We start from the raw sequence: 18,076 nt of genomic DNA, 5'->3' as shown, positions 1-18,076 counted from the left end.
GCTGCCCCTCATCGCCCTGCCGGGCACTTCTCCCCGTATAGTGACGGGGAGAAGGACGCCCTCATTCCCGATTTCGCCAATCGTCAACGCTGCAGAAAAAGCACCAAGGCAGCTCCCTTCTCCCCGCCACTATACGGGGAGAAGGTGCCGGCAGGCGGATGAGGGGCGGCGCAGCAGTCTTCCAAGCTGAATATCGGCCACCTCAAATCTTCGCGTCGTGCGGCAGCGGCGCGGTCGCCTTCTCCAGCCAGGCCAGTGTTTCGCCGTCGAGCATCGGCCCGATCTCGGTCAGCACGCGCGCATGGTATGCGTCGAGCCATTGCAGTTCGTCGCGCGTCAGCAGGTCTGACCGCACCAGGCGGGTGTCGATCGGCGCCAGCGTCAGCGTCTCGAAGCCGTGCATGGCGATGTCGCCGTCTTCGATCTGTTGAGTTGGCGTCACCAGGATCAGGTTCTCGATGCGGATGCCGTAAGCGCCCTCCTTGTAGTAGCCCGGCTCGTTGGACAGCATCATGCCCTCAAGCAGCTTTTCGGTTCCGGTGCGAGCGATGCGCTGCGGGCCTTCATGCACGGCTAGGTAGGAACCGACGCCATGGCCGGTGCCGTGAGCGAAGTCGCAGCCGTGCTTCCAAAGCGCCATCCGCGCGACGGCATCGATTTCCGAACCGCGCGTGCCGGCGGGGAAGCGCAGCGTGGAAATGCCGATCATGCCTTTCAGCACCAGCGTGAAGCGCTCGCGCATCTCCTCGGTCGGCTGGCCGATCGGCACGGTGCGGGTGATGTCGGTGGTGCCGTCCTGATACTGCGCGCCGGAATCGAGCAGGAACAGCTCGCCGGCCTGCAGCTTGCGGCTCGTGGCGCGCGACACGCGGTAATGCATGATGGCGCCGTTCGGACCGGCGCCGGAAATGGTGTCGAAGGAGACGTCGCGCAGCGGCATCTGCGTTTCCTCGCCGGTCTGCCGGCGGCTCTCTTCCAGCCTGGTGACGACCGCGATCTCATCAAGCGAGCCCGGTTCCTGGCGTTCCAGCCAGCACAACAGCTTCGCCACCGCGGCGCCGTCGCGGCGATGCGCGGCGCGGGAACCGTTGATCTCGGCCTGATTCTTGGTGGCGCGCGGGATGCGGGCGGGATCGGGTGCGGCAATCACGGCGCCGCCATTGTCCTCGACCAGCATGCGCAGCCTGTCGGCGGCCAGCACAGGGTCGAGCGCGATTTTCGCGCCACCCTTGGCGAGAGCCACGATCGCCGCTTCGAATTCGCCGGGCTCGTGCAGATCGGCGAGCTGGGTGAGGTAGGCCGCGACCTGGCGCGAGAACTTGCGCCGATCCATGAAAAGCTGGTGCGATCCGTCGGCGGCAAGGATGGCGAAGCCAAGCGCCAGCGGCGTGTGCGGCACGTCGCCGCCACGGATGTTGAAAGCCCAGGCGATGGAGGAGGGGTCGGTGAGCACCGCATGGGTGGCGCCGTCCTTGCCGATCGCCGTTGCCAGCCGCGCCAGCTTGTCCTTGGCGAGTTCGCCGGCAAAGCCGATCGGGTGAAGCTCGACCGGGGTCACGGGTGCGGCGGGCTGATCCTTCCAGATGATGTCGATCGGGTTCTTCTCGAGTGGCACCAGCACCGCGCCGGACTTGTCGGCCGAGGCCTGCAACGCCTTGACTTCGCTGAGGGTGTGCAGCCAGGGATCGAAGCCGAGCCGCGCACCTTTGCCGATGTTATCCGGGAGCCAGACAGCCGGCGGGTTGTCGACCAGGCTTTCGATCGAAAAGATATCGAGATCGACTTCGCCTCGCACCTGCAGCGTGTAGCGCCCGTCGACGAAGACGAAGGCGCGGTCGCGCAGAACGATGGCGACACCGGCCGAGCCGCTGAAGCCGGTCAGCCATTTCAGCCGCGCCGAACGGTCGGCGACGTATTCCCCTTGGTGCTCGTCGGCGCGCGGCACGATGAAGCCATCCAGCCCGTTGGCCGCCAGCCATTGGCGCAGCAGCGCCACGCGCGGCTTGCCGACTGCCGGGTCGCCGGCGGAATCGAAGGTTTGGAACATGGTGGGCCTCCTTGTACTCGCGCGACCGTAGCGTATGACCCTGGAAAGCGGAATCGATTTCCAGCCGGCGCAAACTGCTACGGCGCCGCATGGCTGACAACCAAGCGCGCTTGGTCCAGCCGCGGCGCAAAAAGGCGATCGGCAAAAGCCGTGCCTTTTGCTTTCGACATGTGACGTGGCCAACTATTCATGATGCAAATTCGCAACGGATCTGATCCAAATTCTTTCCGACTCCTGGGCTGCCTGGTTCCGGAGTCTTTGCGGCCTTGTCTCCTGGCGACGTGTCTCGTAGCGTCGCGACGGGCTCAAGGGTCGATCCAGTCACTGGATGGCTGGTCGGGGGATTTGCATGCGACATTTGGTTTTCACGGCGCGCGCCGAAGGCGAGGGGAACGCGCGGCCTGCATGCTCGCTGTTCGCGTCGACATCGCTCCCGGCTTTGCTGACGGCCGGGCTCGTCGCGGTAGCCATGACGCCGATTGTGTCTGGTGTCGCCTCGGCTGCAGATTTCGTTCACGGCAGCGGCAACTGGGGTACGGCTGCGAACTGGACTCCCGCAACGGTTCCCAACGGTGTCGATGCGGTCGCGAACTTCGACCATGATGCGCCGGACCAGGGGCTCGGCTATGGCGTTGACCTGTCAGGAGGGCCCTACACGGTAGGCACGTTGAACTTGAATGCCACGAGCACCTCCGGCGGCTACCGGTTTACAAACGGTGTTTTGAATTTCGAGGCCTCCGGGCAGGCCGCGATCAACGTGCAAACCAACAATCTCATTCCCGATCTGGACGCCGGCGCCAGCTTCAATCTCATCTCCGACACCGTTTTCACGGTTGATGCCGGTGCTCATTTTACGGCGGATGGTGTGATCTCGGGCGCGGGCGGCCTGACCAAGAATGGCGATGGCTTGCTTACCTTGAATGGGGCAAACACCTATGCGGGCGGCACTAATCTTTATGGCGGCACGCTCAGCCTTGGCAACAATGACGCCCTTGGAACCGGCTCGCTCGCCGCTTTCAGCGGAACCGTGATCGACCTCCAGGATGGCGTCACGATCAACAACAACCTGACCATCGATCTCAGCCAGAATATCAATGTCGCCTCGGGGGCAACCGGAACGTACGCCGGTCAGATTTCCGAGTTCAGCGATCCGTCCACGATCGTCAAGACCGGGGCGGGCACGCTTGTGCTGACCAACAACAGCAACAGTTTCAGCTCGGGCGCCAGGATCGAGGAGGGAACGATCCGGGTTACGGCCGATCATGCCTTGGGCTCGGGTCCGATCACGCTGGATAGCGGCACGTTGCAGGCGGGTGCAAACCTCACCCTTGCCAATGTTTCGATCCTGTTTGGCGCTGCTGGCGGCACTATCGACACGAACGGGTTCGACGTCAGCACGACCGCCAGCATGGGTGACAATGACACGCCAAGCGGGACGTTCACCAAGACAGGAGCCGGAACGCTGACGGTGGACGGTTTCGCTGGCAATAACACCTATGCCACGGCCACCGACGTTGCCCAGGGCACGTTGAAAGCGGGCGCTACCAACATCTTCAGCGCGAACAGCGCCTACACGGTCGACAGTGGCGCCACGCTGGCCCTCAACAATTTCAGCCAGGTGATCGGTTCACTAGCCGGCGCGGGAACGGTTGATGGCGGAACAGGCAAGCTGACGACCGGAGGCAACAATGGCTCGACGGTCTTTTCGGGCGGCATCACCGGTACCGGCGGGTTGATCAAGGACGGAACGGGAACGTTCGAGCTGTCGGGTTCGAGCACCTTGTCCGGCGCGACAGAGGTGAAGGCCGGCACCTTGCTGGTCTCGGGCTCGCTGGCCGGTTCGGCGGTTTCGGTCGACAGTGGCGCCACGCTCGCCGGCGGCGGCACGGTTGGCTCGCTCGATGCTTCCGGCACGGTCGCGCCCGGCAACGACGCGATCGGCACGCTGGCTGTCAACGGCACCGCCAAGTTCGAGTCCGGCTCGACTTATGCGGTGGAACTCAATTCGGCTGGTCTTTCGGATCTGATCGACGCGTCCGGTGCGGCGACCATCGACAACGGTGCCGGCTTGACGGTCACCAACATTGGGCTGGGTGGCCTGGTGGCGGGCACCCGTTACACCGTGCTGGTGGCCAGCAGCGTCACCGGCACCTTCACCCTGGTGGGCGATCCGCAGGTCTCCGCCTTTGCCAGCCTGAGCACCACATCCGATGCAACGCATGCTTATGTCGACGTCACCCAGACAAAGACCTTCGGCTCGGCCGGCCTGACGCCGAACCAGATCGCCACCGGTCAAGGGCTGGACAGCGCCGCCGGCAGTGCCTTGGTCAGCGCGGTGCTTGCCTTGCCGAGCGACGCGGCGGCGCAAGCCGCTTTCGATCAGCTTTCGGGCGAAATCCATGCCTCGGCCAAGGGCATGCTCCTCCAGGACAGCCACTTCCTGCAGGATGCGGTGACGGCTCGCCTGCGTGGCGCCTTCGGCGACAGCGGCAAGACTGCGTCGCTGCCGGTCATGGCCTATGGCGAGGAGGGCGTTCAGCCCGTGGTCGCCGACACGGATCGCTTCGCCGTCTGGGCGCAGGGATTTGGCTCCTGGGGCGGTACCGACAGCGACGGCAATGCGGCGGCCTTCGACCGTTCCACCGGCGGGCTGCTGATGGGCGCCGACGGCCTGGCCGGCGCCTGGCGGGTCGGCGTGGTCGGCGGCTACAGCCGCACCAGCTTCAATGCGGACGACGGGCGCTCGTCGGGCGACAGCGACAATTATCATCTCGGCCTCTATGGCGGGACCAATTGGGGCGCTGTCGCGTTGCGCACCGGCGCCGCCTACACCTGGCATCGGATCTCGACATCGCGGTCGGTCGCTTTGCAAGGCTTCACCGACAGTCTGTCGGCCGACTACGACGCCGCGACCGCGCAGGCTTTCGGCGAACTGGCCTACAAGACCGATGCCGGACCATTTGCCTTCGAGCCGTTCGCCAATCTCGCCTATGTCAATCTGCACACCGATGGTTTCACGGAGAGCGGCGGCGCCGCGGCGCTGACCAGCGGCAGCACGACCACGGATGCGACCTTCACCACGCTCGGCGTCAGGGCGTCGACCGACGTCACTGTCGGCGGCGTGACGGCGACCGCGCGCGGCATGTTCGGCTGGCGCCATGCCTTCGGTGACGTGACGCCGCTGTCGACCTTCGCCTTCGCCGGCGGCGGCGACTTCACCATTGCCGGCGTGCCGATCTCAAGGGATGCGATGCTGGTCGAAGCCGGCTTCGACGTGCAGCTGGCGCAGAATGCCACGCTTGGCCTGTCCTATGCCGGACAGTTCGGGCCGGATGCCTTCGACAATGGCTTCAAGGCCAATCTGGGCGTGAAATTCTAGGAATTGCAGCCATCGAGGACCGGCAACTGCCTTGCCGGTCTCAATGCTTGAGATGGATTGTCACCCAGCCTTCGCGGTGCAAGGTGCGCACGTGGCGGAAGTTCTGGCCGACATAGGCCGAGACGACGGCATCGCGCTGGCGTTCGAGGATGCCTGACAGCACGATCGAGCCGCCAAGCGCGATGTGATCAGCCATTTGCGGCGCAAGCCGCATCAGCGGCCGCGCCAATATGTTGGCGACGATGAGATCGAAAGGCGCGCGCTTGCCGAAGATCGGGTGATGAAAGCCCGGCGCGGTCACCGTTTCGACCAGCGCCTTGACGTGATTGAGCCGCGCATTGGCGGCGGCGACCCTCACCGCCACCGGATCGATGTCGGTCGCCAGCACCGGAATATGCGCAAGCTTGGCGACGGCAATGGCCAGCACCGCGCTGCCGGTGCCGAGATCGAGCGCATTGCGCGGATGTTCGCGCCGCACAACCCTTTCCAGCATTTCCAGGCAGCCGGCGGTGGTGCCGTGGTGGCCGGTGCCGAAGGCAAGGCCGGCCTCGATCTCGATGGCGAGTTCGCCGCTGTGGCGCTTTCTGCGGTCATGCGCGCCGTGAACGAAGAAGCGCCCCGCGCGCACCGGCTTCAACCCTTCCAGCGAGCGCGCCACCCAGTCGATGTCGGGCAGGGCCTCACGTTCGACCGGCCTGGACAGCGCGAGGCTGGCAAGAATGTCCTTCACCCGCGCCTCGACCGCGTCGACATCGCCATCGGCATAGAGCGACACTTCGTGGATGTCCTGGTCCTCATCGACCTCGAGCACGGCGATCGGCAGGCCTTCGTCCTCGAACGCCGCCTCGAACGCCGCGAAAATGAGGTCTGCCTCGATCTTTCCGGTGATGAAATGAAGCCGCGTCTGGGTCATGAATGCGTTTCTTGTTTGAGCACGATCTCTGGACAAACGGAACCGTTTGTCCGCGAAAACCGGTTCCCGCTTTTGGGGATCATGCTCTAGCCCTTCGCCGCCAGCCGCTTCAATTTGGCGATTGCCGTATCCGCGCTTTCGCCATAGGCGATCGTGCCGGCAAATTCGCCCTTGGCGTTGAGCAGCAGCACCGAGGCGGTGTGGTCCATCGTGTAGTCGCCGTCGCCGGTGTCGACCTTCTTCCAGTAGATGCCGAACGACTTGGCCATGGCATGGACCTTGTCCGGGTCGCCGGTGATGCCGGTGATGCGGTCGGAAAAATTGCTGACATAGGCATTCATCACTTCCGGCGTGTCGCGCTCCGGATCGACAGAGACGAAATAGGCATGCAGGTTCTTGCCGTCGTCGCCGAGCGTCTTCAGCCAGCCGGCCAGTTCGAACAGCGTCGTCGGGCAGACCTCCGGGCAATGGGTGAAACCGAAGAAGACGACGCTGGGCTGGCCCCTGAACGCGCCTTCGGTGATCGGCGCGCCCTTCTGGTCGACCAGGGTGAAGGCGGTGCCGAAAGGCTCGCCGCCAAAGTGGCCGCGGTACCAGTCGAAGGTCAGCCAGCCGATGCCGGCCGCCATCAGGACGAGAATGCCGACCAGGATAGAACGCATCATCAGTAAGGTCCGTCTGCAGAAATCATCGGTGGCGCCGGCTTCGTGCCGCGCCAGCGCGACAGTCTTAGCGGTTCGACCCCGTCCAGGCAAAGTGCCGCGTTGCCGCAACAGCATATGGTGTTTACGTATCTGCTTGCAAAGCCAAGCTGTTCGCCCCACCTGAGACCGGAAAACTCGAACCGCGGGAGACTCCCTTGCGAAAACTGATCGGCGGCGCGCTGGCCGCATTTGTTGTCCTGGGCGCCGGTGCGGCCGTCGCCGAGGAAGTCGGCAAGGTCGGCGTCGACTGGCTCGGCAACGACATCATCGTGGAGGCGATCAAGGATCCGAAGGTGGAGGGCGTGACCTGCCACGTCTCCTATTTCGATCGCGGCATCATCGACCGCCTGCACAAGGGCAACTGGTTCGAGGATCCTTCCGATTCCTCGATTTCCTGCCGCCAGACCGGACCGATCACCATCGGCGACATCGACATGAGCGAGGCCGGCGAGGAAGTGTTCAAGCAAGGCATCAGCCTGATCTGGAAGAAGCAGGTGGTGAACCGCATCTACGACAAGGCCAACGAGACGCTGATCTACCTGTCGCACTCGCGCCAGGTGCAGAACGGCTCGGCGAAAATGTCGGTCACCACCGTGCCGCTCTACGGCCAGAACGTTGTGTGGACCAACGGCAAGCCAAAGTAGGTGGATCGAGCTCTTTCCCGGAACTGGTCTGACGGACGGTTGGTCCCGCTTGCGGGACCAATTGCTCTGACGTAAAGCCGCCGGCATGGATCGTTCAGAACATCTCGTCCCGAAGGACCCCGAGCCGCGCATCCATCCGACCGCGGAATTGAAGGGGTGCAAACTCGGCCGCTATGCCTCGATCGGCGAGCGGGTGGTGCTGCGCGAAGTGACGGTCGGCGATTTCTCCTATTTTGAGCGCCATTCGGAAGCGATCTACGCGACGATCGGCAAATTCTGCTCGATCGCCGCCAACAGCCGCGTCAACGCGCTGGACCATCCCATCGAGCGGCTGACCCAGCACAAGGTCAGCTATCGGCCGAACGAGTATTTTCGCTGGCTGGGCGTCGATGCCTCGTTCCGCGAGCGACGGCAAGCGCAAGCCGTAACCATCGGTCATGACGTCTGGATCGGCCACGGCGCGGTGATCATGCCGGGCCTGCATATCGGCAATGGCGCCGTCATTGGTGCCAATGCGGTGGTGACGCATGATGTGCCGCCCTACACGATCGCCACCGGTGTGCCGGCCAGACCGCTCAGGCTTCGTTTCGCCGCCGACATCGCGGCGCGTATCGAGCGCCTCGCCTGGTGGGACTGGCCGGTCGAAAAGCTCGCGAGGGCGGTTCCTGACATGCAGGCCATGCCAATCGAGGCCTTCCTCGATCGCTGGGAAGACAGCGCGGTCTAAGCCGTACACGAGCGCTTGGGCGTGCCGGGCTTCGGCGGGCGCCATGCCCCGCGCTCTCCGGACTGAAACCCCTTCCGCCATGCGGGGGTGGCGCGGCGGAAGGGGCTGGAGGCAAACCGCTGTGAAGCGGAAGGAACAGGCTCTCTGCCCGCGCGGTTACAGTGGCACTGAACCCATAAGGTGTGTTTTCAGACTTATGCACGCAATGCATGTATTTGATTGTGCCGGTTGTTTTGTTGCCGGCGGGAACCTGAAGAGCCGCCAGTTGTTTCTCGTCGCGCGGCAGCCATTGAGGGATCTCGATAATGGAAAAGCTCTTCAATAGGATCGCCAACACGGTCGCCCATCTTGCCGGCCTGCCGCTGACATTTGCCGCCTGCTGCCTGATCGTTATCGTCTGGGCGCTCAGTGGGCCGCTGTTCGGCTTTTCGGACACCTGGCAGTTGGTCATCAACACCGGCACGACCATCATCACCTTCCTGATGGTGTTTCTCATCCAGAACACCCAGAACCGAGATGGCGCGGCGATCCAGGCCAAGCTGGATGAGTTGATCCGCGTCAGCGAGGGCCACAACCGCTTTATCGGGATCGAGCACCTGACCGAAGCCGAGGTCGAGGAAATCCGCGACAGATGCGAGCGGGCGGCGAAGCGGCATGACGAGAAGATCGCGGCGATGGCGGCAAAAAAAGCGGTGGCGCGGAAGCGCGGGCCGAAAAAGCAGGCGGCCTGAAGCGTCAGGGACTTAATTCGAAACGAGCATCGGTCCTTGTTTGAACATGACCTCTCCAAACCGAAGGTCAGTGCATGCGGTCATGTTCATTGCTTCATGAAGGCAGCGAAAGGCTCCTTGTAGTCCGGATGCCAGCGCGACAGAGCGGGCCGGTTCTCGATGATATCGCCGATCGCCCATGCCATGCGCTTTTCATCCAGCGGCCGTGCCGCCTCATTGTCCGGGCACAGGATGTAGAAGTCGCCCCTGGTCAGGGATTCCAGCATGAAATCAACAACCTGTTCGCCGGTCCAGGCGCCGGCCGGCTTTTCCGTCGCGCCTTCGGTCAGGCCGGTATAGGTGAAGCCGGGGATGAGCAGATGGGCGGCGACATGGGCGCCGGGTTCGTTGCGCAAGGCATGCGCCAGGCCTTCGGTGAAGGTCTTCACCCCGGCCTTGGAAACATTGTAGGCAAGGTTGCCAGGCGGCGTGGTGATGCCTTGCTTGGAGCCGGTGTTGATGATCAGGCCGGGCTTGGCCGATGCCAGCATGCGCGGCGCGAAGGCCTCGACGCCCTGCACGACGCCCCAGAAGTTGATGTCCAGCAGCCGTTTCCAGGCGTCGCGGTTTTCCCACGGCTTTCCCGGGTTGTTGCCGACGCCGGCATTGTTCATCAGCAGCGACACCTCACCGAAGGCGCCGAACGCCCTGTCGGCGAGACGGTCCACTTCTTCCGCCTTCGAGACGTCGGCGGCGACAGCGAGCACCGCATCGTCTCCGGCAATGGCTGCCACCGCGCGCGAGGCATCGTCAAGGCGCGCGCCGCCAACATCGGCGAGGACGATCTTCATGCCCATCAGCGCAAGCCGCTTGGCGGCCGCAAGACCAATACCGCTGGCCGCGCCGGTGATGACGGCGGTGTTGCCTGGGCCAAGCGCGGGCAGGGCGGTCTGGATATCGGCGTCGGCGATCATGGGCTATCGGTTCCTTCTTTCAGTGACGCCGAACTTAGCGCTGGAGCGGGCTTGCGCAAGCCCGTCTCCACCCTTGTTCGGTTCCACGGTTGTCCGGGTTGACCAGTCCGGCCGAGGCTGCGCATGCTGCCTTGGCAAACGAAGGTTTTTGCCGGGGCGAAACGGAGATTTCCTGATTGACGGACTGGGTCGAAATTCTGAAGCAACAGACCGCCACCGGCGACCAGATGGGCCGCGAGGTACCGCAGATGCTGGCCAACCCCGATATCAGCGAAGCACAGGTGAAGACGCTGTTTTCCGCCCTGGAGAAACAAGCCGAGTTCGTCGAGAAGCTGCGCATGGCGCTGGAAAAGTTCGGCCATGATTTCTCGATCATCAAGGCGGCGGAACGGCTGGAGGAACGCTATGCCGATCTTGCCGCTTCGGTGGCGGAAAAGCTGAAAGCGATGCGCACGTAGAGCAATTCCAGGAAAGTGTGGAGCGATTTTCCGTCCGGAATTGCGTCAAACAAAAGAGCTATTTTTCGACGACCCGAGCGAAACGCGTATCCGGCACGAGCCATATGGTCGCGACCAGCACATAGATCGCGACGCCAATCCACTGGCTGACGAAGGTGAGCGGGATCGCCGCGAGGTAGAAGGCGAGCGAGATCTTGCCCTTGCGGTCGTTGCCCAGTGCCCTGGCAAAGGCGCTGTCGCCGCCGTGAAGCCGGTGCAGAGCGCTGGTCAGGATGTTGAAGGCGACAGCGCATAGCGCAAGGTCGGCGCCATAGACGGCGACCGGCACCGGCGCGAAATGATTCTCGCCCATGAAGGCCGTCGTTGCCGGCATCAGCGACAGCCAGAACAACAGATTGAGATTCGCCCACAGCACGCGGCCGTCGACGCGCTGCACGGTGTGGAACATGTTGTGCAGATTGTTCCAGTAGATGCCGACATTGATGAAGGACAAGACGTAGCTGAGGAAGACAGGCCACAGTGGCACCAGGGCCGAAAGGTCTTCGCCATGCGGAACCTTCAGTTCAAGCACCATGATGGTGATGATGATGGCCACCACGCCGTCGGTGAATGCCTCGACCCTGCCTTTGCCCACATGGATTCTCCCTGCCGCCGGGTCGCCAGTCTAGATGAGCTGAACCGCATCGGAAAAGGCCTGGAAGCCGGTTCTCAACCGTTTGGCGTCCCGGGCGCCATATTCGCGCGCTGGCGCGGCACGCCAAGCCCTGTGTCCGGCGGCTCGCCGGCGGCCGGCCTGTCCTCGATCATGTGCATGGTGCGCCAGCGGCCGAAACGGTAGTAGGCGGCGGCCAGCATCAGCGACGTGATCGAACCGGCCGGAAAACTCCACCACAGCGCTTCCTCGCCGATCACGCCGCGCATGAAATAGGCAAAGCCGGTGCGCACGACCAGCACAGAGATCACCAGGATGATCAGCGGCGGCATCACAGCACCCGTGGCGCGCACCGTGGCGAACAGCACGATGGTGATGCCGAACAGGATGAACGACCAGGAGGCGGCCTTGTTGATGTGGGCGGCGATGTCGATCGCCGTGCTGTCGCTGCTCAGGAACAGGCTGAGGATCGGGCGGTCGAAGACCCATAGCAGCGCGACGAGAGCGCCGGTCAGGACCAGGTTGAAACCGACGCCGGAGGCGGCGATGCGGCCGATCCGGTCCCAGCGCTTGGCGCCGACATTCTGCGCCGCCATGGAGGAGACCGCCGCACCAATGGCGAGCGCCGGCATCTGGATGTAGGTCCACAGCTGGGCGGCGATGCCATAGGCGGCTGCGACCTGCGAGCCGTAGGAATTGACGATGCCCATCACGGTCAGTGCCGCCGCCGAGATGACGATCATCTGCAGGCCCATCGGCACGCCCTTGAAGACGACGATGCGCAGCAATGCGGGGGCGGGCCGCAGCAAAGCGAGATTGGCGCCGGCCAGCCGCAGCGGATGCTTGCGCGCATAGAGCACGACGAGGATTGCGATCACGCTCACCGTCTGGCCGATCAGTGTCGCGGTGGCCGATCCGGCGATGCCGAGTTCGGGAAACGGACCGATGCCGCGGATGAGCAGCGGGTTGAGCACGATGTCGAGGACGACGGCGAGCGCCATGAAGATGAAGGGTGTCCGCGAATCACCGGCGCCGCGCAGCACGGTCATGACGAAGGACAGAAGGTTCATCATCGGCACGGCGACGAAGATGATGCGCAGGTAGGAGCGGGCGAGCTGCAAGGCGTCGGCCGGCGTGCCGAGCGTGTTGAGGATGCCGTCGACCCAGATCCAGCCGCAGACGGCGAAGACGACCGAGACGAGGAAGAAGAAGGTGGCGCTGGTGCCGACGATGCGGCGGGCTTCGGGCAGGTCGCGGGCGCCGACCGACTGTGCCACCAGGATGGTCGCCGCCATGCCGATGCCGAACACCGTGCCGAGGATCAGGAACAGCACGAGGTTGGCATTGGAGGTGGCGGTCAGCGCCGCTTCACCAAGGAAGCGGCCGACCCAGACGGCGTTGATCGAACCGTTGAGCGACTGCAGCACGTTGGAGCCGAGCACTGGCAGGGCGAACAGCAGAAGTGTGCGCGGGATTGGACCGCTGGTCAGGTCACCGGTGCGCCGGCGCGCGGGCATTTTTTCGTCCATGGCTGGCAACTCGGCGAAGTTTGCGTGGGTCCGGTTCGTGATGATCGCCGATTCAACGAGACAGGTCGATGCGGCATCGGAAAAGATCGGCCTGAGATGTTCTGGCGTGCCGTGATCCAATCATGTTCTCAAAGCCTCCGGAATAGGATATTGATCGTCGCCGCGTGGGGCCGCATATCTTTGTTCGAGCATGATCTTTTCCGAAAACCGGTTTCCACTTTTCAGGATCATGCTCTAAAATCTGATGGATAGACCGGGGGGTTCATGTCCGATATTCCGCTTTTTTCTGAGCGCCTGAGCCGGCGCGCGTTTCTCGGCGCGTCCGCTTTGGGCGCGGCCGCCGTCGCTCTTTCGGCGTGCACCACGACGGACGTGGTGACGCCTCCGGTGGCAGCGCCGCCAAGCGAGCCGGCTTTCGGCGATGCCGCAAGCATGTATGCTGCGCGCGTCGACGAGGGCTATCAACTGCCGGCAATCCCGGTAGCCAAGATCGATCCGAAGTTCGTTCGCCAGATCGTGTCCGACCCGACCGGGGAAAAGCCCGGCACGATCGTCGTCGATACCTCCGAGCACTTCCTCTATCTGGTGCGCGACGGCGGCAAGGCTATCCGATACGGCGTCAGCCTCGGCAAGGCCGGTTTCGGATGGACCGGCAGCGCCGTGGTTCAGGCGAGGAAGAAGTGGCCGGTCTGGACGCCGCCGCCGGAAATGATCCAGCGCCGGCCTGAGCTTGCGAAATACAAGGATGGCATGCCGCCCGGCCCGCAGAGCCCGCTAGGCGCCCGCGCGCTCTATCTCTTCCGCGACGGCAAGGACACGATGTACCGGCTGCACGGCACGCCGGAGTGGGATTCCATTGGCAAGAACGCTTCGTCCGGCTGTGTGCGCTTCATGAACCAGGACATCATCGACCTCTACAGCCGGGTCAACGGTCCCGTGCCGGTCTTCGTACGTCCCAACCTGTCGCCTGCCGGCAAGATCATGGCCGTGTCGAGCAGGACGGCCGAGCCGATCGATGCGGGTGTGCCGAAGGACGCGGAGTTCCTGAAGTAAATGTCCTCAAGATCGGCCATTCGACCGTGATGGCTCAGGCGGACGCGTCGAGCGCGTCCGCCTGGATGGTGGCGATTACTTCCTGGCGAGGCCGGGAAGCGTGACCTGATAGACCAGGAACATGGTGTCGACATTGGCGCCGTCATCAGCCTTGTAGCCCGCGCCGACCTGGAAACCGTCCTGGTTGAGGAAGTCGTTGTCGTTGGCGACGAACAGGAAATAGTCGTCGGGCAGTTTTGGATCGAGCACGCTGGCGAGCGACATCGCTTCCCATTTCTCGGAGAGGTTGTTGTGGTCGTTCGGCGCGCCATTGTGCAGGCCGAAGCGGCCAAGCTCGGCGTTGTCGTTGATGTCGATGAACGGCGTCAGCTTGGCCGGCGTCACCGACGGATCGACGACGCCCTTGGGCGCGACCGGCTTGTCGGCGGCGTCGAAAGGACCGCCAGCGATGTCGGTTGCGCCGGAAAGATCGACGATGTTGATCTCGCGGTAGAGCGACGTGTCGCCTTTCAGGCCCTGGCCGTTGCCGCTGTCGCGCATCAGCATCAGGAACGTCTGGTCAGACAGCGCCACGATCTCGCTTTGCGCGGCGACCTTGGTCTTTCCCTTGGCATCCTTGAACACCGGCAGCGGCACGACATATTCATGCGCCAGCTTGAGATGGGCGAGGTCAGAAGCATCATAGACCAGCGCCCTGGTGTTCTGCCGGGTTGCAGGGGAATCGCCGCCATCCTGCCTCGCCGCTGATTGCAGCACGGCGATCAGGAACTTGCCGTCCGGCGTCATCGCCATGCCTTCGAGGCCCTGGTTGTTCTGGCGGCCGGTGTCGGGATCCTTGGGATCGGGGTCGGCGGCACCGGGGCCGGGGTTGTCCGAGGAGAAATTCGGCGCACCCTTGCGCATCGGAACCAGGGCTGCCGGCGGCTGGGTCGCCGACATCAGGCGGCCTTCGGCGGAAAACCGGTAGATGTTCGGGCCATATTCGTCCGAGATAAACATCGAGCCGTCGGGCAGCCGCACGATCGCCTCGTTGTCGAGGGCGAGCTTGCCATTGGTGGCGGCGGGCAGCATCGGCATGTCGCCGCTTGCCGCGCGCACATCCGACAACGGATCGAGCCCGGTGGTGTCCGCGCCCTTGTCGTCGGTGAGAAGCAGGCTGTCGGCCAGCGTCGCCTTGACGCCGGTCTGTTCCTGGCCGGCAGCAGGAGCGGTACCGGGCGCGACGGGGGAGAACTCGATGCCGATGGTGTTGAGGCGCGGCCGGTAGTCAGTGGTGCCGGCGACATTGTAGCCGCGATCCGGCAGCAGCCAGAGCGAACCCTTGTAGCCAGCCGCATCATGCGTCCAGCCTGATGTGTCGATCGCCATGCCGGAGCCCGAGCCGAACGTCTCGCCGAACTTGTCGCGCTGACCGGCCGGGATGCGGCCGACGCCGACCAGGCCCTTGTTGGCGAAGCTGGTGCCGCCGACGGTCGCGGTGCTGTCGGCGAGCGCCGGCGTCAAGGCGGTGAACAAGGCCAACGCGACGCCAAGCGACGCGGTTCGGTACAGGTGTTTCATGGATGATCCTCTTGTGACAAAGCGAGCCGGAGCGGCCGAAGGATGAAAGCTGAAAGAGGCGCCACATCGACGATGCCGCGCGCCTCTCCAAAAGCGGTCTACGGCGCGAACGTGATGCTTGCGTGACAGCGCGCCGTGCATGTCCGCCGGCTTTTTCATGCGCCGATCAAAACGTGTGGTTGCGCGAAAGAACTGGTCACCCCGTCACGCATCGGCTCGACCAGGCATGATGTATTCGCGCCGCACTGGACACTTATGTCCAGTGCGTATATGGTGCTGCTTCTGACAGGGAGGGGGATGCCTTGAAGTCGCGCTACCGTGCAGTCGTCATCGGAGGTGGCGTGGTCGGCGCCTCGGTGCTCTATCACCTGACGCGGTTCGGCTGGAGCGATGTGGCGCTGATCGAGCGTGCGGAGCTGACGGCCGGTTCGACCTGGCACGCCGCGGCCGGTTTCCATGCGCTCAACGCCGACCCCAACGTCGCGGCGCTGCAGGACTACACCATCAACCTCTACCGCGAGATCGAGGCCGAGTCCGGCCAGGACATCGGCCTGCACATGACTGGCGGCGTCAACATCGCCAGCGATCCCGCGCGTTGGGAATGGCTGAAATCGGCCTGGGCGGTGTTCCAGTCGGTCGGCATCGAGACAGCCCGGCTGGTGACGCCCGACGAGATCAAGGAAATCTGCCCAATCGTCGATGTCACGGGTGTGCTCGGCGGCCTGCATGATTCCAACGAAGGTCATCTCGATCCCTACGGAACGACGCATGCCTATGCGGGCGCCGCGAAGAAGCGCGGCGCCGACATCATCCTACGCAACCGGGTCGTCGAGCTGAAGGCGCGCGCCGACGGAAGCTGGGACGTCGTCACCGAACAGGGCACCATCGTCGCCGAGCATGTCGTCAATGCGGGCGGGCTGTGGGCAAAGCAGCTCGGCCGCATGGCCGGGGTCGACCTGCCGGTGACGCCGATGGAGCATCATTATTTCATCACCGAGGACATTCCGGAGATCGCGGCGCTCGACCGGGAGATCGGCATCGCCGTCGACCTCGACGGCTTCTCCTACCTGCGGCAAGAGCGCAAGGGTGTGCTGCTCGGCGTCTATGAGCAGAATCCAAGACACTGGAACATGGATGGCGCGCCATGGGACTACGGCATCGAGCTGATCCCGGAGGACATCGACCGCATCAGCCCGGAACTCGCCAAGGCGCATGAGCGCTTTCCCTGCCTGGCGAGCGCGGGCATCCGCAAATGGGTCAACGGCGCCTTCACCTTCACGCCGGACGGCAACCCGATCGTCGGACCGGTGCGTGGCTTGAGGAACTACTGGGTCGCCTGCGGCGTCATGGCCGGCTTCAGCCAGGGCGGCGGTGTCGGCAAGTCGTTGGCCGAATGGATGATTTTCGGCGAGCCGCAGGCCGACATCTTCGGCATGGACATTGCCCGCTACGGCGCCTTCGCCGCCAACCGCGAGTATCTGCGGCAGACAACACGCCAGTTCTATTCGCGCCGCTTCGTCATGACCTTTCCCAATGAGCGGCTGCCCGCCGGCCGGCCGCTGAAACGCCCTGGTGCCTATGACGGCATGACAGCGGCGGGCTGCGAATGGACGGCGTCGTGGGGGTTGGAAATTCCGGCCTATTTCGCGCCGATGGGGTTTGCCGAGAACACGACGTTGCGGCGCTCCAACGCCTTCGAAATTGTCCGCGACGAGGCGCTGCAGGTGCGGCGCGCCGCCGGCCTTGTCGATATCTCGGCCTATGCTCGCTATGCGGTGTCCGGGCCGGGCGCTGGGGCATGGCTCGACCGGCTGCTCGCCTGCAGGCTACCAAAGCCGGGGCAGGCGAGGCTGGCGCCGATGCTCGGCCATGACGGGCGGCTGAAGGGCGACCTCACCGTCTTCAACTGGGGTGGCGGCGGCTATTGGCAGATGGGCTCCTACTATCTCAGAGAATTCCACATGCGCTGGTTCGAGAGCCACGCGGCGGCGGGCGTCACCGTCACCGACCTTTCCGACACGATGAGCGGCTTCCTGCTGACTGGACCGAACGCGCGCAAGATCCTGGAACGCACGACGCATCAGGATGTGTCCGGCGCGGCACTGCCCTTCATGGCCTGCGGCGCATTCGACATCGGCATGGTTCAGGCTCGCGTGGCGCGGCTGTCGATCGCCGGCGAACTCGGCTTCGAGATCAGTTGCCCGGTGACCATGCATGCCAGCCTGCGCGAGACGCTGCTTGCCGCCGGCGAGGATCTCGGCCTTGCCGAGATCGGCTACCATGCGCTCAATGCGCTGCGGTTGGAGAAAGGCTTCGGCATCTGGTCGCGCGAATTCACGCAGGGCTACACGCCCGGCCAGGCCGGTCTCGACCGCTTCATCGCTTTCGACAAGGGCGACTTCATCGGCCGCGCAGCGGCATTGAAGGAGCGCAAGGCGGGCGACACCCCTCAATGCCTGGTGACCTTGGAAGTTGATGCCATCGACGCCGACGCCGGCGGCTTCGAGCCGGTCTGGAATCAGGGCCGGCGCGTCGGCTTCGTCACCTCGGGCGGCTACGGCCATGCGGTTGGCAAAAGCCTGGCGCTGGCGCTTGTCGACCGCGATTTCGCGGGCGAGGGCACCGCGCTCTCGGTGCATATCGTGGGTGAGGAGCGGCCGACGCGCGTCATCGCGGCCTCGCCCTACGATCCCTCGGGCAAGGCGATGCGGCAATGAGGAGGATTT

Annotated in this window: 14 protein-coding genes; 7 read left to right on the top strand and 7 right to left on the bottom strand. The window is 64.1% G+C overall.

What is annotated here, in order from left to right; all coding sequences use genetic code 11:
- Positions 1-202 precede the first annotated feature (202 nt).
- Entirely contained in the window at positions 203-2,047 is a 1,845-nt protein-coding gene (locus OOJ09_RS18020; protein WP_269906469.1) for an aminopeptidase P family protein, read from the bottom strand.
- Positions 2,048-2,396: 349 nt separating this feature from the next.
- On the opposite strand from OOJ09_RS18020, the gene OOJ09_RS18015 reads away from it, so the two are divergent.
- Positions 2,397-5,426, top strand: coding sequence for an autotransporter outer membrane beta-barrel domain-containing protein (locus OOJ09_RS18015; RefSeq protein ID WP_269906468.1), 3,030 nt, complete (start codon positions 2,397-2,399; stop codon positions 5,424-5,426).
- Between the two features lie 40 nt (positions 5,427-5,466).
- Here the strand turns inward: OOJ09_RS18015 and OOJ09_RS18010 are convergent, their stop codons facing one another.
- Both OOJ09_RS18010 and OOJ09_RS18005 read right to left on the bottom strand, forming a co-directional pair.
- On the bottom strand, positions 5,467-6,339 hold the full coding sequence (locus OOJ09_RS18010) for a 50S ribosomal protein L11 methyltransferase (RefSeq protein ID WP_269906467.1): 873 nt from the start codon (positions 6,337-6,339) through the stop codon (positions 5,467-5,469).
- A gap of 86 nt (positions 6,340-6,425) precedes the next feature.
- On the bottom strand, positions 6,426-7,004 hold the full coding sequence (locus OOJ09_RS18005; RefSeq protein WP_269906466.1) for an SCO family protein: 579 nt from the start codon (positions 7,002-7,004) through the stop codon (positions 6,426-6,428).
- A 194-nt stretch (positions 7,005-7,198) separates the two neighbouring features.
- Here OOJ09_RS18005 and OOJ09_RS18000 point away from each other — a divergent pair, with 194 nt between their 5' ends.
- The 3 genes from OOJ09_RS18000 to OOJ09_RS17990 all read left to right on the top strand — a co-directional run bounded on the left by OOJ09_RS18000 (position 7,199) and on the right by OOJ09_RS17990 (position 9,145).
- The gene (locus OOJ09_RS18000; protein ID WP_269906465.1) at positions 7,199-7,687 is read left to right on the top strand and encodes a CreA family protein; all 489 of its coding nucleotides are present in this window, start codon (positions 7,199-7,201) and stop codon (positions 7,685-7,687) included.
- An 85-nt stretch (positions 7,688-7,772) separates the two neighbouring features.
- Positions 7,773-8,414, top strand: coding sequence for a DapH/DapD/GlmU-related protein (locus OOJ09_RS17995; RefSeq protein ID WP_269906464.1), 642 nt, complete (start codon positions 7,773-7,775; stop codon positions 8,412-8,414).
- Positions 8,415-8,719: 305 nt separating this feature from the next.
- Positions 8,720-9,145: a low affinity iron permease family protein gene (locus tag OOJ09_RS17990; RefSeq protein ID WP_269906463.1), complete on the top strand. Its 426-nt coding sequence runs from the start codon at positions 8,720-8,722 to the stop codon at positions 9,143-9,145.
- An 86-nt stretch (positions 9,146-9,231) separates the two neighbouring features.
- On the opposite strand, the gene OOJ09_RS17985 is transcribed toward OOJ09_RS17990, so the two are convergent.
- Positions 9,232-10,098 carry an SDR family NAD(P)-dependent oxidoreductase gene (locus OOJ09_RS17985; RefSeq protein ID WP_269906462.1) on the bottom strand — a complete coding sequence of 289 codons (867 nt, stop codon included), beginning with the start codon at positions 10,096-10,098 and terminating at the stop codon, positions 9,232-9,234.
- Between the two features lie 176 nt (positions 10,099-10,274).
- Here OOJ09_RS17985 and OOJ09_RS17980 point away from each other — a divergent pair, with 176 nt between their 5' ends.
- A complete protein-coding gene (locus OOJ09_RS17980) occupies positions 10,275-10,556 on the top strand; it encodes a hypothetical protein (protein WP_091580374.1) in 282 nt (93 codons plus the stop codon).
- A gap of 58 nt (positions 10,557-10,614) precedes the next feature.
- Here the strand turns inward: OOJ09_RS17980 and OOJ09_RS17975 are convergent, their stop codons facing one another.
- Both OOJ09_RS17975 and OOJ09_RS17970 read right to left on the bottom strand, forming a co-directional pair.
- On the bottom strand, positions 10,615-11,190 hold the full coding sequence (locus OOJ09_RS17975; RefSeq protein ID WP_269906461.1) for a TMEM175 family protein: 576 nt from the start codon (positions 11,188-11,190) through the stop codon (positions 10,615-10,617).
- 74 nt (positions 11,191-11,264) lie between these two features.
- Positions 11,265-12,737 carry an MATE family efflux transporter gene (locus OOJ09_RS17970; protein WP_420107520.1) on the bottom strand — a complete coding sequence of 491 codons (1,473 nt, stop codon included), beginning with the start codon at positions 12,735-12,737 and terminating at the stop codon, positions 11,265-11,267.
- Positions 12,738-13,001: 264 nt separating this feature from the next.
- Between OOJ09_RS17970 and OOJ09_RS17965 the strand changes: the two genes are divergently transcribed.
- On the top strand, positions 13,002-13,790 hold the full coding sequence (locus OOJ09_RS17965; protein ID WP_269906459.1) for a L,D-transpeptidase: 789 nt from the start codon (positions 13,002-13,004) through the stop codon (positions 13,788-13,790).
- 75 nt (positions 13,791-13,865) lie between these two features.
- Here OOJ09_RS17965 and OOJ09_RS17960 read toward each other — a convergent pair whose 3' ends face one another.
- On the bottom strand, positions 13,866-15,350 hold the full coding sequence (locus tag OOJ09_RS17960) for an esterase-like activity of phytase family protein (protein ID WP_269906458.1): 1,485 nt from the start codon (positions 15,348-15,350) through the stop codon (positions 13,866-13,868).
- A gap of 302 nt (positions 15,351-15,652) precedes the next feature.
- Here OOJ09_RS17960 and OOJ09_RS17955 point away from each other — a divergent pair, with 302 nt between their 5' ends.
- Complete coding sequence (locus tag OOJ09_RS17955; protein ID WP_269906457.1) at positions 15,653-18,067, top strand: GcvT family protein; 2,415 nt, start codon at positions 15,653-15,655, stop codon at positions 18,065-18,067.
- Positions 18,068-18,076: the final 9 nt, after the last annotated feature.

Source organism: Mesorhizobium qingshengii, from assembly GCF_027563465.1.
Classification (GTDB): domain Bacteria; phylum Pseudomonadota; class Alphaproteobacteria; order Rhizobiales; family Rhizobiaceae; genus Mesorhizobium; species Mesorhizobium qingshengii_A.
The sequence above is the reverse complement of the archived record's forward strand: the minus strand, read 5'-3'. Positions and strand labels throughout refer to the sequence as shown.

What these genes read in the sequence shown, in the direction of transcription:
- OOJ09_RS18020 (WP_269906469.1), bottom strand. Translation starts at nt 2,047, where the DNA reads ATGTTCCAAACCTTCGATTCCGCCGGCGACCCGGCAGTCGGCAAGCCG.
- OOJ09_RS18015 (WP_269906468.1), top strand. Translation starts at nt 2,397, where the DNA reads ATGCGACATTTGGTTTTCACGGCGCGCGCCGAAGGCGAGGGGAACGCG.
- OOJ09_RS18010 (WP_269906467.1), bottom strand. Translation starts at nt 6,339, where the DNA reads ATGACCCAGACGCGGCTTCATTTCATCACCGGAAAGATCGAGGCAGAC.
- OOJ09_RS18005 (WP_269906466.1), bottom strand. Translation starts at nt 7,004, where the DNA reads ATGATGCGTTCTATCCTGGTCGGCATTCTCGTCCTGATGGCGGCCGGC.
- OOJ09_RS17995 (WP_269906464.1), top strand. Translation starts at nt 7,773, where the DNA reads ATGGATCGTTCAGAACATCTCGTCCCGAAGGACCCCGAGCCGCGCATC.
- OOJ09_RS17990 (WP_269906463.1), top strand. Translation starts at nt 8,720, where the DNA reads ATGGAAAAGCTCTTCAATAGGATCGCCAACACGGTCGCCCATCTTGCC.
- OOJ09_RS17985 (WP_269906462.1), bottom strand. Translation starts at nt 10,098, where the DNA reads ATGATCGCCGACGCCGATATCCAGACCGCCCTGCCCGCGCTTGGCCCA.
- OOJ09_RS17970 (WP_420107520.1), bottom strand. Translation starts at nt 12,737, where the DNA reads ATGGACGAAAAAATGCCCGCGCGCCGGCGCACCGGTGACCTGACCAGC.
- OOJ09_RS17965 (WP_269906459.1), top strand. Translation starts at nt 13,002, where the DNA reads ATGTCCGATATTCCGCTTTTTTCTGAGCGCCTGAGCCGGCGCGCGTTT.
- OOJ09_RS17960 (WP_269906458.1), bottom strand. Translation starts at nt 15,350, where the DNA reads ATGAAACACCTGTACCGAACCGCGTCGCTTGGCGTCGCGTTGGCCTTG.